At 66.0% G+C, this 14056-nt stretch carries 14 protein-coding genes and 1 pseudogene; 12 read left to right on the top strand and 3 right to left on the bottom strand.

The genetic code is table 11. The annotated features are described in order from the left end of the window. Positions 1 to 52: 52 nt before the first annotated feature. The 8 genes from FAZ97_RS20105 to FAZ97_RS20075 all read left to right on the top strand — a co-directional run bounded on the left by FAZ97_RS20105 (position 53) and on the right by FAZ97_RS20075 (position 6055). A complete protein-coding gene (locus tag FAZ97_RS20105) occupies positions 53 to 1039 on the top strand; it encodes a zinc-dependent alcohol dehydrogenase family protein (RefSeq protein ID WP_158760176.1) in 987 nt (328 codons plus the stop codon). Positions 1040 to 1197: 158 nt separating this feature from the next. Beyond that, the gene (locus FAZ97_RS20100; RefSeq protein ID WP_158760175.1) at positions 1198 to 1659 is read left to right on the top strand and encodes a universal stress protein; all 462 of its coding nucleotides are present in this window, start codon (positions 1198 to 1200) and stop codon (positions 1657 to 1659) included. Between the two features lie 411 nt (positions 1660 to 2070). Next, positions 2071 to 2619, top strand: coding sequence for a hypothetical protein (locus FAZ97_RS20095; RefSeq protein ID WP_158760174.1), 549 nt, complete (start codon positions 2071 to 2073; stop codon positions 2617 to 2619). Then, a complete protein-coding gene (gene phbB, locus FAZ97_RS20090) occupies positions 2609 to 3355 on the top strand; it encodes an acetoacetyl-CoA reductase (protein ID WP_158760173.1) in 747 nt (248 codons plus the stop codon). The genes FAZ97_RS20095 and phbB overlap by 11 nt, the downstream gene beginning before the upstream one ends. Positions 3356 to 3607: 252 nt before the next feature. Continuing rightward, a complete protein-coding gene (locus FAZ97_RS20085; RefSeq protein WP_158760172.1) occupies positions 3608 to 4039 on the top strand; it encodes an Hsp20/alpha crystallin family protein in 432 nt (143 codons plus the stop codon). 249 nt (positions 4040 to 4288) lie between these two features. Continuing rightward, the gene (locus FAZ97_RS20080) at positions 4289 to 4501 is read left to right on the top strand and encodes a hypothetical protein (RefSeq protein ID WP_158760171.1); all 213 of its coding nucleotides are present in this window, start codon (positions 4289 to 4291) and stop codon (positions 4499 to 4501) included. Between the two features lie 159 nt (positions 4502 to 4660). Further along, complete coding sequence (locus tag FAZ97_RS35245) at positions 4661 to 4822, top strand: hypothetical protein (protein ID WP_199272112.1); 162 nt, start codon at positions 4661 to 4663, stop codon at positions 4820 to 4822. A gap of 243 nt (positions 4823 to 5065) precedes the next feature. Further along, positions 5066 to 6055, top strand: coding sequence for a hypothetical protein (locus FAZ97_RS20075; RefSeq protein WP_158760170.1), 990 nt, complete (start codon positions 5066 to 5068; stop codon positions 6053 to 6055). Positions 6056 to 6123: 68 nt separating this feature from the next. On the opposite strand, the gene FAZ97_RS20070 is transcribed toward FAZ97_RS20075, so the two are convergent. Next, entirely contained in the window at positions 6124 to 6918 is a 795-nt protein-coding gene (locus FAZ97_RS20070) for an SH3 domain-containing protein (protein ID WP_158760169.1), read from the bottom strand. Between the two features lie 271 nt (positions 6919 to 7189). On the opposite strand from FAZ97_RS20070, the gene FAZ97_RS20065 reads away from it, so the two are divergent. Then, the gene (locus FAZ97_RS20065) at positions 7190 to 8512 is read left to right on the top strand and encodes a TIGR00366 family protein (RefSeq protein WP_158760168.1); all 1323 of its coding nucleotides are present in this window, start codon (positions 7190 to 7192) and stop codon (positions 8510 to 8512) included. Positions 8513 to 8551: 39 nt separating this feature from the next. Here the strand turns inward: FAZ97_RS20065 and FAZ97_RS35410 are convergent, their stop codons facing one another. Together FAZ97_RS35410 and FAZ97_RS35405 are read right to left on the bottom strand one after the other, a co-directional pair. Beyond that, positions 8552 to 8914, bottom strand: a complete 363-nt coding sequence (locus tag FAZ97_RS35410; protein WP_233271820.1) for a DUF488 domain-containing protein — start codon at positions 8912 to 8914, stop codon at positions 8552 to 8554. A 45-nt stretch (positions 8915 to 8959) separates the two neighbouring features. Further along, positions 8960 to 9574, bottom strand: a pseudogene (locus FAZ97_RS35405) (uracil-DNA glycosylase family protein); the annotation flags it as partial. Positions 9575 to 9786: 212 nt separating this feature from the next. On the opposite strand from FAZ97_RS35405, the gene FAZ97_RS20055 reads away from it, so the two are divergent. The 3 genes from FAZ97_RS20055 (at position 9787) to hpnR (ending at position 13993) form a co-directional block, all read left to right on the top strand. Continuing rightward, the gene (locus FAZ97_RS20055) at positions 9787 to 10845 is read left to right on the top strand and encodes a patatin-like phospholipase family protein (RefSeq protein ID WP_158760166.1); all 1059 of its coding nucleotides are present in this window, start codon (positions 9787 to 9789) and stop codon (positions 10843 to 10845) included. After that, positions 10842 to 12332 carry a GntP family permease gene (locus FAZ97_RS20050; protein WP_158760165.1) on the top strand — a complete coding sequence of 497 codons (1491 nt, stop codon included), beginning with the start codon at positions 10842 to 10844 and terminating at the stop codon, positions 12330 to 12332. The genes FAZ97_RS20055 and FAZ97_RS20050 overlap by 4 nt, the downstream gene beginning before the upstream one ends. A 116-nt stretch (positions 12333 to 12448) precedes the next feature. Next, the gene (gene hpnR / locus FAZ97_RS20045) at positions 12449 to 13993 is read left to right on the top strand and encodes a hopanoid C-3 methylase HpnR (RefSeq protein WP_158760164.1); all 1545 of its coding nucleotides are present in this window, start codon (positions 12449 to 12451) and stop codon (positions 13991 to 13993) included. Positions 13994 to 14056: the final 63 nt, after the last annotated feature.

Below are 14056 nucleotides of genomic sequence, written 5' to 3'. Positions count from 1 at the left end.
TTTATGGTGATCGATGCGGCGCGTTAGCCGCGTTCCGGCGAGGAGGATGGCGATGCGGGCAATGGTGTTCGACGGCGAGCGTGCGCGGCTGCGCGAAGCCGATTTACCCGACCCGGCGCCGGGCGCAGGAGAGCTGCTGATCGATGTGCGTGCGTGCGGCGTGTGCCGCACCGACCTGCATGTCGTTGACGGCGATCTCGGGCATCCGAAAAAGCCGGTCATTCCCGGCCACGAGATCGTCGGCACGGTCGCGGCGCTCGGGGCCGGCGTGACGGGTTTCGCGCCCGGCGACCGCGTGGGCGTGCCGTGGCTCGGCCATACCTGCGGCCATTGCCGCTTCTGCGCCGAAGGGCGCGAGAACCTCTGCGACGCGCCGGGCTTCACGGGCTACACGATCGACGGCGGCTACGCCACGCGCACCGTCGCCGACGCCCGCTACTGCTTCCATCTGCCGCGCCAGTACAGCGATGTCGAAGCCGCGCCGCTGCTCTGCGCGGGACTGATCGGCTATCGCTCGCTCGCGATGGCGGGCGATGCGCGGCGCATCGGGATTTACGGCTTTGGCGCGGCGGCGCATATCGTCGCGCAGGTCGCGCGTCACCAGGGGCGCACGGTCTACGCGTTCACACGTCCCGGCGATACCGCGGCGCAGCAGTTTGCACGGCGCCTCGGCGCGAGCTGGGCAGGCGGCAGCGACGAGCGCCCACCCGAGGAACTCGACGCGGCGCTGCTGTTCGCGCCGGTCGGCGCGCTCGTGCCCGCCGCGCTGCGCGCGCTGACGAAGGGCGGCACCGTCGTGTGCGGCGGCATCCACATGAGCGACATTCCCTCGTTTCCCTACGCATGGCTGTGGGAGGAGCGCCGTATTGTCTCGGTGGCGAATCTCACGCGCGAGGACGGCGCGACCTTCATGGCCATTGCCGCGCGCCACAAGCTGGAAATCGAGACCACGCCGTACCCGCTCGCGCGCGCGAACGAGGCGCTGGCCGATTTGCGCGAGGGACGGCTCACGGGCGCGGCCGTGCTGACGATGCGGTGAGTGCGCCTCCTGTCGGATCGATGACGATGCTGACGGAATGGAGACAACGGGTCGCACTGGCCAGGACGCGCATCCGTACCCAAATGCGCTACAACATATTTAGATAGCGCGTGCCGGAAGCCCGGCGCGCAATTTGGGCAAGACCCGGGAGGTCAACGATGTACAAGCAGATTCTCGTAGCGGTCGATGGCAGCCGCAGCGGCCGGCGCGCGCTCGACGAGGCCGTGAAGATCGCGAAGGCGACTGGCGGCGCCGTTCAGGCGCTGTGTGTCGTGCGGCATCCGGCGCGGCTCGTGGATGTCAGTTCGGGCTTCGCCGAGGAACAGGCGCGCCACTCGGCGGAGAACGACGCCGCAACGGCGGCGCTCGACGAAGCGAAACAGGTGTTCGCGCAGACCCAGGTGCCAGGCACCACGCGCGCAGCCGACGCGAACGGCGAGGAGATCGCCGCCGTGATCTCGCGCATTGCCGCCGAGGAAGACGCCGACCTCGTGGTAATGGGCACGCGTGGCTTGTCGGGCATGAAACGCCTGTTGCTCGGCAGCGTGGCCGAATCGTTCCTGCGTATGGCGGACCGGCCGGTCATGCTGGTGCGTGATGAAGAGGCGCCCGTCGCCTGAGCGGAGCGCCTCGTTCCACTGGCCGGTTAGCCGCGCAGGCGCGATCGGCCGGGCGGCCATTTTTCGCGGGTTTCCGGCCGCCCCGATGATCGGTTGATCCGTCGCGAAATACCCATAATAGCAAGCCCAGTTTTGACTCGCCACGCATCAGTTATCTCGATTTGTGACATTTATCAAGCGGCAAAACGCCCATTCGTCGCGCGGGAGCCCGTGTTCCTGCCTATGATGTTGGCTTGAGCCGACTGCGTTGCGAACGCACGGTACTCCGAAGCATCTCGTCTCTCATCGTCGCGCGTGAAGCGCTTACATTTCGCTCGCCGTTGAGCGCGTCCCATCGCGCTTGACGTTGTCAGTTTGGCAGCAAACGCGCCGGCGGCGCCGGGCGAAAGCTACATACGGAGGAGATTGACCATGGCTACCGCTTCCCATCCCCCATTCGACGCCTCGCTCGGCAACGCCCTGGGCGCCTCATTCGAAACGTATCGCACCAACACAACGGCCGCGCTGCGCCTGCTCGTCGGGCAACAGCAATGGCGCGAGCAGCTATTGAAGCTGGAGCAGCGCCGCATCGAGCGCGACCGCGAGGCGGTTGAAGGCCTGCTCGAATCGCTGCGCACCGCGCGCGACTGGACCGATTTTGCGGTCGCCACGCAATCGGTCTGGCGCGACTATCTCGGCGCGAGCACGACGCTCTGGCAAGAGGGCATGGCGGCCGCGATGCAGGGCGCGAGCACGTGGTCCGAGAGCGCGCGCGACTTCACGCAACAGTGGCAGGAGGCTTGCGCGGGCGCGCAGGCGGGCGCGTCCAAGGTGCCCGGCGCGCTGCCGATGCGCGAGTGGATGAATGCTTTCGAGCGTGCGATGAGCAGCGCCGCCAATGGCGCCGCGCATCCGGGGAAGGCGGCGGGTACAGGTCACGCACATCGCGCGAGCGCAGGCGGAGGCCAGCATGGCCACTAAGCGCGTTGCCTTCGTCACGGGCGGCATGGGCGGACTCGGCGAGGCGATCAGCCGGCGCTTGCACGATGCGGGCATGACCGTCGCGGTCTCGTGCTCGGCGGCGAGCACGCGGGCCGACGCGTGGCTCGCCGCTGAACGCGCGGCGGGCCGCGACTTCGGCTGTCATGAAATGAACGTTGCCGATTGCGACGCCTGCGAGCGCGCCGCGCAGCAAGCGCTCGACGATCTCGGCCAGGTGGACGTGCTCATCAACAATGCGGGCATTACCTGCGACCGCAGCTTCGTCAAGATGTCGAAAGCCGACTGGGACTCCGTGCTGCGCACCGATCTCGACGCGCTCTTCAACGTGACGAAGCCGTTCCTGCCCGGCATGATCGAGCGCGGCTTCGGGCGCATCATCAATATCGGCTCGGTCAACGGCTCGCGCGGCGCGTTTGGGCAGACCAACTATTCGGCGGCGAAAGCGGGCATGCACGGCTTCACGAAGGCGCTCGCACTGGAAGTGGCGAAAAAGGGCGTGACGGTGAACACCGTGTCGCCGGGCTATCTCGCCACGCAAATGGTGGAAGCCGTGCCGAAGGAAGTGCTGGACGCGCGCATCCTGCCGCAAATTCCGGTAGGCCGACTCGGCCAGCCGAACGAGGTCGCGGCGCTGGTGGCGTTCCTCTGTTCGGACGACGCGGCGTTCATCACCGGCGCCGATATCGCGATCAACGGCGGCATGCACATGCAATGACGCGCCGCGCGGCGCCGTAAAATTTTCGCGCACGGAAAAAAAAGGGGCTTGCAAACGCGCGAGGCGCCTTCATGTTGGAACGGTAAGCGGCAGCGACCGCGCCGCGCGAGCGGCGCGATTCGTGGCCGGCGATTCTCCATCGTTGACTGCGGAGGCGTCGGGCATCTGCGGTAATGAATCGCTAATTCAGGAGTCCGATGTAACTTTGATCGTTGCATCGGCAAGGAAAACGTTCAGTCCATGGAGGCATTTATGAGCACTATCTCGCGTTACGATCCGTTTTCGATGGAAAGTGTGCCCGATCTGTTTCACGGGCTGTTCCGGCCGTTGCGTGCCACGAGTGGCGTGGAAGGGCAGGCGGCCAGCATCCGGATCGACGTGACGGAAGACGAGGCTGGTTTCACGGTGAAGGCAGAAATGCCCGGCGTCGACCGGAAGGACATCGACGTGAAAATCGATGGCAATCTCGTTTCGATCGCGGCGAAGGTCGAGCGGGGCAGCGAGCTGAAGGAAGGCGAGCGCGTCGTGCGTCGCGAGCGGTATGCGGGCACCGTGAGCCGTGCCTTTACGCTGGCCGTGGAAATCGACGACGAAAAGGCGAGCGCGCAATACAAGGATGGCGTGCTAACGCTGGCATTGCCGAAACGGGCAGCGGCCGCGAGCAAGCGCCTCGAAGTCAACTAAGGCTGCAGAGGCTTTGAGCGGGCGGCGCGCAGACTGCGTATCGTGCAGCTGCGCGCCGATTTTTTTGGGGCACGACGTTGCCGATTCATCGACAGGTAACACAGCGAAACACGACTGTAGCGAAACTGTACGATTGACTCGCTATGCTGGGGAGACTCAAGCCCACGGCCCTTCGGTCGAATGCTTTTCGGGCATGTGGCGGGAATCGGTGCGCAAGCGCTGACTCCGGCCAACTACTGGAGAGACCCGATGCTCAGCCACCACGAACTAGCGACCTTGCTGCTGATCCGTGATGCGGACGCGCCGATTCAGACGCTCGATTCCGATTTCCTCGCACTTCAACGCTACCGTCTCGTCGAGATGGACGAAGCGGGGGGCGACTCCACGCTGCGCCTCACGACCCGCGGTCGCGAACTGCTGCGGCGTCTCACGCATGACGAAGGCGACGAGCGCAGTATTTGAGCAGCCGCCGCGCCCCGAGGTTGTACAGCAAGGCGTGTCAAGAGCGTTTCATCGAGCGCTACGCCCGTTACATTCGTGTAATACGCCGCCGAACACTCTGCGATACAGTGCTGGCTTTTCGTTCCAACCCACACTGTTTTTACACGCAAGAGCCGAGTCATGAACGCCGTTTTCAAGCCCGCTGTCCGCCTGATCGCCCTGATTTCCTGCGCCGCGCTTTTCGCGCCGCTCGCTGCTGTCGCCGCACCGTATCACCATGAGGTGTGCCACGTCGAACACGTTCACCATCACGCTGAGCGGGTCTGCCATCACGTGCGCTGATATTGCGCCGACTGCGAATCTGACTGCAGGGTAAAACGCCGCACTTCTGTGCGGCGTTTCTTTTTTCGTTATGTAATCAGGATTACGAAATAAAAATCAGAAATTTGTACCGCGGCTTTTCGTAATGAATTGAAAGAGCGAGTTCACACAAGAAATATTACGGCACGGTATGCTCGGCGTTTCGTTGCATACATTCTGCTTGCGGCGAGTTTCACATCCAATCCGCAAGGCGCCAACGCAGCAATGAAAAACATCACATCGCTTGCCGCATCCAGTGTCGCCGCCAGCGCGCTCGCCATGGTTTCCGGGGCGGTTAGCGCGCAGGAATTCACGCTCTACGCCGGGCCGCTCAAAAGCGGCGCCGATCATACCTATTCGTGGAAAATGGATTACACGGAGGGTTTTGGCCAGTATTTTGCCGGCAGCATTGCGTGGTTGAACGAAGGCCATATTCCGAATCATCACCGCGATGGCCAGACCATCCAGGCGTGGGCGCGCCTGCCGCTCGCGCAGCGCCGCTTTGTGTTCGCGGTAGGCGTTGGGCCGTATCGCTATTTCGACACCGAGGCCGCGTCCCAGGGCCAGGGCTGGTCCGACACGCACGGTTGGGGCGTGCTCTATAGCGCGCGCGCCACGTGGTACGCCGCGAATCGCTGGACGGCGAACCTGCAGCTCAATCGCGTGCAGATCTCGCGCGGTCCATCCACAACCTCGCTCATGCTGGGCATCGGCTACCAGCTCGACGCGCCCGACACGCCAGGCCCGCGCGATTTCGCGTTGCCGCGCACGCAGAAAGTGACGAACAACGAGATCACGCTGATGGCGGGCGAGACGATCCTCAACAGCCTCGAATCGCAGACCTCGGCGGCGGAGGCGATCGAGTACCGGCGCGGCATCAACTCATTTCTCGACGCTACCGTGGGCTATCTGCACGAGGGCAATGGCATCTCGGCGCGGCGCGATGGCGCGACGGCGCAGCTCTGGCTCACGCGCGCGTTCTTCGACGAGCGTCTCACGCTGGGGTTCGGCGCGGGCCTCTACGCTGCGATTCATCACGGCGAGCATCCCGACGTACGCGATACCGGCGACGGTATTCTCTCGGGGCTCGTTTCGGTCTCGGCTTCATACCGCTTGACGCAGCACTGGGCCGCACGCGTCACGTGGAATCGCGTGGTCACCCGCTATAGCCGCGATACGGACGTGATCCTCGGTGGTATCGGCTATCGGTTCTAACGGGCGGTGAAGTAGCCAGCGCGAGCATGCCGTGTTTTGGCATGGACTTGCTCGCGCTCGTTGTGGCGTCAACCGCCCGGAGGCGGACGACCGCCGCCACCGCCGCCACCGCCGCCACCAGGGCCGCCGCCACCGCCGCCACCGCCGGGCCCACCACCGCCTCCGCCTTGGCCACCACCCGGAGGTCGATTGTTCCCGCCACCGGGCGGTCGCCCGCCGCCTTGTCCTGGCGGCCGGCCGCCGCCCTGACCGGGTGGCCGGGCATTCCCCTGGCCAGGTGGCCGGGCATTGCCTTGTCCCGGCGGCCGCGCGTTGTTATTGCCGGGGCCCGCTCCAGGGGGCCGGTTTCCCGGTCCCGCGTTGTTGTGAGGCGGACGATTCCCGCCGCCATGGTTAGGCGGACGGCCGCTGGGCGGACGCGGCCGCACGGGCGGCGGCGGCACGGGCCGCGGGCCCGGATGGCGCGCCCAGCGCGATTGATTGGAGAACCACGGACGGTCGCGGTAGTGAGAGCCCCAGTACGCGCCGAGCGAGAACGTCACGATGGGCAGACCGATTCGCGGACCATAGCTCATCACCGGCACGCGCTGTCCCTGCCACGGGTAGCTGATGAAGGTGCCGTAGACCCAGCCGCGCAGGCCCGGAAAGCCGATATCGCACCAGCTGAAGCCGGCCACGCAGCCCCACACCGTCACGGCCACGCCACCCGGTATCTGGGCGACGATAGGAAAGTCGGCTGCGGGTCCCGCGTAGAGATTGACGGTTTGATTCGTGAATGCCTGCGACTGGGCCTGCGCGGGCGGCGAAGCCACGAATATGCCAGCAAGCGCGGCGAGCACGACACCAAGAAACTGCTTGCGCATTCCTGCCTCCCGCTGGGTGGAGCCACCCGGACATTTATTGAGATAGCAACGCTAAAGGTAGCAGATAAGACTTTTAGGGCGCGTTTGGGCATGTAACGGCTTATTTCGCGCAGGCACACAATCACGGTTCAGGCCCGGCGTTCGGCATGCGCCCGGCGATTTGCCGGCGAGGCGCACGCATTGTGCCGCGCTGTGCAAAAATCGCGGCCTCGGTTCGCATCCAAGAAAACAGGCGGCCGATTCCGTATCAGCAGACGAGGAGCAGACCACCGTGATTCAGCGTATTTCCCATTTCTTTACCGGCGTCGTGCATCGGATCCTGCCGGATCCGCTCATCTTCGCCATTCTCCTCACCGTCGTGACCTTCGTGCTGGCGTTCGCGCTCACGCCGCAGCCGCCCGAAGCGCTCGTCATGATGTGGGGTTCGGGCTTCTGGAACCTGCTCGCGTTCGCGATGCAGATGGTCCTGATTCTCGTGACCGGCCACGCGCTCGCCAGCTCCGGCCCGGTCAAGCGCATGCTGGTCGCGCTCGCGAGTTGCGCGCGCACGCCGGGCCAGGGCGTGATGCTGGTTGCGTTCGTGGGCGCGATTGCGTGCGCGATCAACTGGGGCTTCGGCCTCGTGCTCGGCGCGATGTTCTCGCGCGAAGTCGCGCGGCGGGTGCGCGGCGCGGACTACCGGCTGCTCGTCGCCGCCGCGTACATGGGCTTTCTCACCTGGCACGGCGGGCTTTCCGGCTCGGTGCCGCTGGTGGCGGCCACGAAGGGCAATCCGATGGAAAAGGCCGTCGGCCTGATCCCGGTCTCGCAAACCATCTTTACGGGCTATAACGCGTTCATCACGCTCGGCCTGATCGTGCTGCTGCCGCTTCTCGTGCGTCTCATGATGCCGAAGCCCGAAGACGTCGTCTCGGTCGACCCGGCGCTGCTCGAAGATCCGCCGAGCGTCGAGCGCAAGCTCGGCCCGGACGCGACCTTCGCCGAGCGCATCGAGGAAAGCCGCGCGCTGTCGCTGCTGGTGGCGGCGCTGTGCTTCGTGTTCCTCGGCATCCGCTTCCACACGAAGGGCTTCGCCCTCGACATCGACACCGTCAATCTCGTGTTCCTCGCGGCGGGCCTCGTGCTGCACAAAACGCCGATGGCTTACGCGCGTGCCGTGGCCGGCGCCGCGAAGGGCGCCTCGGGCATCATGATCCAGTTTCCCTTCTACGCGGGCATCCAGGCGCTGATGGACCATTCGGGTCTCGCGGGCGTTATCACGAAGTGGTTCGTCGATATCGCGAACGTGCACACGTTCCCGCTGCTCGTGTTCCTCAGCTCGGCGGTGATCAACTTCGCGGTGCCTTCGGGCGGTGGCCACTGGGTCGTGCAGGGGCCGTTCGTGATGCCCGCGGCGCAGGCGCTCGGCGCGGACCTCGGCAAGTCGGCGATGGCAATCGCCTACGGCGAAGCGTGGACTAACATGGCGCAGCCGTTCTGGGCGCTGCCCGCGCTCGCGATCGCAGGCCTTGGCGTGCGCGACATCATGGGTTATTGCGTGACGACGCTCTTGTTCTCGGGTGTGGTGTTCGTCGCGGGGATGTATCTCTTCTGAGCGTGAAGAGGGCGGCGCGCACGCGCCGCCCGTTCATTTCTACTTCGTGTGCTTCGCCAGATAGTCGCGCAGCACGATCGCATGGTTACGCTCCGTATCGTGCGAGCCGTAGAGCAGGGTGATGTGCCCCTTTCCGGCCGCATCGGCGAGCGGTTGCCAGGCGTCGGGATTGGCGTTCAGCTCGGCCAGATAGCGCTTCCTGAATTCGTCCCACTGTTCCGGGTCCTTGTGGAACCACTGGCGTAGTTCGGTGCTCGGCGCTACCTCCTTCGCCCATTGCACGTTCGCGAGTTTTTCCTTGCTCACGCCGCGCGGCCACAGCCGGTCCACCAGAAAGCAGTGGTGCCCACCGTCGGGCAGCGGTTCGTAGACTCGCTGAATATCGATTGCGGGTTTCGTCATTGTCGGTTCCTTTATTGTGGATGGCGCGCGGCGTCGCTCCGGTAATAGCAACGCCTGCACGCGCGCCTGCAGCGCGGGCAGGACATCGTGTTCGAACCACGGGTGGCGCTTGAACCATGCCTGGTTGCGTGGCGACGGATGCGGGAGCGGTACGAAATTGGGTGCATAGTCGCGCCAGGCCGCCACGGTTTCGGTGAGCGAGCCGCGGCGCTCGCTGCCGAGAAAATAGCGCTGCGCATACTGGCCGACGAGCAGTGTCAGCCGCACGCCGCGCAACTGCCGGACGAGCCGCGCGTGCCATAACGGGGCGCATTCCGGGCGCGGCGGGTTGTCCCCGCCGCTGCCGCGGCCGGGGTAGCAAAAGCCCATCGGCACGAGCGCGACCTGGGCGGCGTCGTAGAACGTTTCGCTGTCGATGCCGAGCCACGCGCGCAGGCGTTTGCCGCTCGCGTCGTCCCATGGCACGCCCGAGGCATGGACCTTCGCGCCCGGCGCCTGGCCGACGATCAGCAGGCTTGCCGTTTCGCTTGCCTGAAGCACAGGGCGTGGGCCGAGCGGCAGCGCGTCGGCGCAGGCATGGCAGGCGCGGATTTCGGCGAGCAGGGCGGGAAGCGGGCCCGACAGCGAAAGCGGCCCATGAAGCGGATGGGCATTCGGCACGGCAAGGCTGGAAAGCGTGATGGGAGATCCAGTCTACCAAACGCCCCAGTGACGCGCCGCACCGCCCCGGAACGATTCGCGCCTCGCGCAGGCGGGCCTGAAACCCGCGCCTCAAACCCCGCCTGAAACCCATTGCGCGCTGCGTCATTCTCGCGCGGCCATTTGCGCTTTTCCTGTAATCTCGCCCGTGGTCGATCTGGAACGGAGCTGCAATGCCCGCCGAAGCCGAGACATCAACCCGCACGACCCGCACCGAGCCCTTGCTCGTCGATCTCGCGCTGCAAGGCGGCGGCTCCCATGGCGCCTACACGTGGGGCGTGCTGGACCGCCTGCTCGAAGAGCCGTGGCTGCAAATCGAAGGCATATCGGGCACCTCGGCGGGCGCAATGAACGCCGCCGTGCTTGCGAGCGGCCATGCGCGCGGCGGTGCAGCAGGCGCACGCGAGGCGCTCGCGAGCTTCTGGCGCCGCGTGTCCGACGCCGCGCGCTTCAGCCCGTTCCGGCGCGGACCGGTCGACATCCTGCTCGGCCGCTGGACGCTCGATCATTCGCCCTTGTTCGTCGCGCTCGACATGATGGCGCGCGTCGTCTCCCCGTACGATCTGAATCCGGGGCGCGTGAACCCGTTGCGCACGATCCTTGCCGACACCATCGACTTCGAGGCATTGCGCCAGTCGCGCATCAAGCTCTTCGTCACGGCCACGCGCGTCTCCAACGGCCAGGCGCGCGTGTTCCGCAACGCCGACGTCACCCCCGACGCACTGCTCGCCTCGGCGTGCCTGCCTACGCTCTTCCAGGCGGTCGAGATCGATGGCGAAGCCTACTGGGACGGCGGTTACGCGGGCAATCCCACCATCACGCCGCTGATTCGCGAGACCGATTCGATCGACACGATCCTCGTGCAGGTGAACCCCGTGGAGCGCGCGGGCACGCCGCGCTCGGCGCGCGACATCATCAACCGCGTGAACGAGATCGCGTTCAACTCGCCGCTAATCAAGGAGCTGCGCATGATGGCGCTGCTGCACAAGGTCGCCGACGCGGGCAGCGAGGAGGGCCGCCGCTGGGCGCATATGCGCCTGCATCGCGTGCACAGCGCGAAACTCGTCACGCTGGGTTCGTCGTCGAAGCTCAACGCCGAGTGGTCGTTCATCACGATGCTGCGCGACGAAGGCCGCCGCGCCGCCGATGAATTCCTCGCACAGCACGGCGCGCAACTCGGCGAGGCGTCGACTTTCGATTTCGAGGCGCTGCTCGAAGGGGTCATGCAATGAGCGCGGGTACGCTTGTCATCGGTCTGGGAGGGATGCTCGCAAGCCTCGCGCTGTTGATCTGGCTCGCGTATCGCGGCTGGAGCGTGCTGTTGCTCGCGCCGCTGTGCGCCATGCTCGCCGCGCTCATTTCCGGCGAGCCGGTGCTCGCGCATTGGACGCAAACATTCATGTCGAGCACGGGCCGCTTTCTCGCCCAGTTCTTTCCGCTGTTCCTGCTCGGCTCGCTGTTCGGCAAGCTGATGGAGGACAGCGGCTCGGTGGACGCCGTGGCGCGCCTCATGATCGACAAACTCGGCACGCGTCACGCGCTTGTGGCCGTGGTGCTCGGCGGCGCGCTCGTCACCTATGGCGGCGTGAGCCTCTTCGTCGCGTTCTTCGTGCTCGCGCCCATGGCGCAGGCGCTCTTTCGCTCCGCCGATATCCCGCGGCGCCTCATGCCCGCCGCGATCATGCTCGGCACGGCGACCTTCACGATGTCGGCGCTGCCCGGCACGCCCGCGCTGCAAAACGCCATTCCCATGCCGTTCTTCGGCACGACGCCGTTCGCGGCGCCGGGGCTTGGCGTGATCGCGAGCCTCGTGATGGCGGGCTTCGGCCTCTGGTGGCTCGGGCGCGCGGCGGCCGCGGCGCAGCGCAACGGCGAGGGCTTCGTCGAGCCCGACAACCGCGGCGCCGATGACGAAGAACGCGGCAAGTCCCCGCTCGTACGCGAGCGCGCGAGCGTCGCGCAAGCCTTCGACCCCGCCGAGATCGGCAATGGCGCGGCGGCGTCGGATCATGCCGGGCCGCCGTCACCCTTCGCCGCGCTCGCGCCGCTCGTGGTCGTCGTGGCGATGAACTTCGTGATGAACGTCGTGGTGTTCCCGCGCATCGACGCGTCCTGGCTCGCCGAACCGCGCTGGGGCTCGACCACGCTTTCGGCGGTGGCGGGGGTCTGGGGTGTTTGCGTTGCGCTCACGCTCGGCATTATCGTGCTGGTCGCCTTGAACCGCGGGCGGCTTGGCGCGCTGCGCGAAAGCGTCGATGCGGGCGCCAACGCGTCGGTGCTGCCGGTGCTGAGCGTGGGCAGCCTCGTGGGGTATGGCGCCGTGATTGCCGCGTTGCCCGCGTTCGAGGCCGTGCGCGACTGGGTGCTCGGCATCGGCGGCGGCCCGCTCGTTTCGCTCGCCGTGGCCACGAACCTGCTCGCCGGGCTCACGGGCTCGGCCTCGGGCGGCTTGACCATCGCGCTCGACGCGCTCGGCGGCACCTACATGCAGCTCGCCGCCCAGCACGGTATCGATCCCGCTTTGCTGCACCGCGTGGCTGTAATGTCGTCGGGAACGCTCGACAGCCTGCCGCACAACGGCGCCGTGGTCACGCTGCTGGCCGTGTGCGGTTCGACGCATCGCGAAAGCTACCGCGACCTCGTGGTGGTGAGCATCGTGGGCGCGCTGATTGCGCTAGGCGTGGTGATCGTGCTCGGCTCGCTGTTCGGTAGTTTCTGAGCGTTGTTCCTGAGTGGTACTACTGCGCGAGACACGGCGCGGGACACGCCGCGCGGCAGCGATCCGCCAACGCGCGTAGACTCTCGCGAAGCAGCGGCCCTTCGCAAGGAGGCTTCATGAAATTGCTTGCGGTCCACCCGAGCGGACTGATGTACACGCGCGTGTTCCTGCGGCTCGAGCCGCTGGGTCTCGAATCCGTGGCCGGCACGGCGCGCGACGCGGGCCACGACGTGCGGCTTGTCGATCTGCAGGTCGAGAACCACCGCGACCTCATGCGCATGGTGCGCGACTGGCAGCCCGAGGCGCTCTGCTTTTCGGGCAACTATCTGGCCAATATTCCCGAGATCATCGACCTTTCGAAGGCCGTGAAGGCCGTGCTGCCCTCGTGCTTCGTGTTCGTGGGCGGGCACAGCGTGTCGTTCACCGCGCCCGATCTGCTGCGCCACGCCGAAGGTGCGATCGACTGCGTGCTGCGCGGCGAGGGGGAAGCTTCGGTGAACGAACTGCTCGAAGCGGTGTCGCGCGGCGCGGATCTGCTTGCCGTGCCCGGCGTGTTGACGAGCCACGGGTCGGGACCGCCGCCGCGTTTCGTCGAGAATCTCGACCCTGTGCGGCCCGCGCGCGACTTGCTGCGCCATCGCCGCAAGTACTTCATCGGCACGCTCGATCCTTGCGCCTCCATTGAATTCGCGCGCGGCTGCCCGTGGGACTGCACCTTCTGCAGCGCGTGGACGTTCTACGGACGCAGCTATCGCACGCGCAGCCCCGAAGTCGTCGTGGACGAACTGGCCGCGCTGCGCGAACCGGGCGTGTTCATCGTCGACGATGTGGCGTTCGTGCATGCCGAACACGGCATGGCGATCGGCGAGGCGATCAAGCGGCGCGGCATCGACAAGCGCTACTACCTGGAAACGCGCGGCGACGTGCTTCTGCGCAACAAGGACGTGTTCCGCCTGTGGGAGTCCATCGGGCTGAAGTACATGTTCCTCGGCCTGGAGGCGATCGACGAGGAGGGCCTCAAGGCGTTTCGCAAACGGATCAGCCTCGACCGGAATTTCGAGGCGCTCGAATTCGCGCGTTCGTTGGGGATTACCGTCGCGATCAACCTGATTGCCGATCCCGACTGGGACCGCGAACGCTTCGCGACGATTCGCCAGTGGTGTCTGGAGATTCCCGAGATCGTCAATATCAGCGTGAATACGCCGTATCCGGGCACGGAGAACTGGCAGCGCGAGGCGCGGCGCCTCACGAGCCTCGACTACCGGCTCTACGACATCCAGCACGCCGTGGTGCCGACGAAGCTTCCGCTGCCCGAGTTCTACGCCGAACTCGTGAAAACGCAGCAGGTGCTCAATCGCAAGCACATGGGCTGGACCGCGCTGCGCGGCGCGGCCGGGCAGGCCACGCATCTGTTGTTGCGCGGTCAGACCAATTTCGTGCGCATGCTGTGGCGCTTCAACTCGGTGTTCGATCCGCGCCTGCAGATGGCCGATCATGCGCGCGAAGTCCACTACGAGATGACGCCGCCGCCCGGCGTGAGCGGCGCGCCGCAGGTCGACATGAAGACCGTCTACATTCATGGTCCCACCGGCCGCAAGGGCCGCAAGATCGACGACGCCACGGAGAAGTTCGTCGACGAGACGCGCATGGGGCTCGGCTGAATTTTTTGATGCAGGCGCTTTGCCGCGCCGTCTTGATGCATACCGGTAGCCGGTTCACAATCC

The organism is Paraburkholderia acidiphila, from assembly GCF_009789655.1.
Taxonomy (GTDB): Bacteria; Pseudomonadota; Gammaproteobacteria; order Burkholderiales; family Burkholderiaceae; genus Paraburkholderia; species Paraburkholderia acidiphila.
The sequence above is the reverse complement of the archived record's forward strand: the minus strand, read 5'-3'. Positions and strand labels throughout refer to the sequence as shown.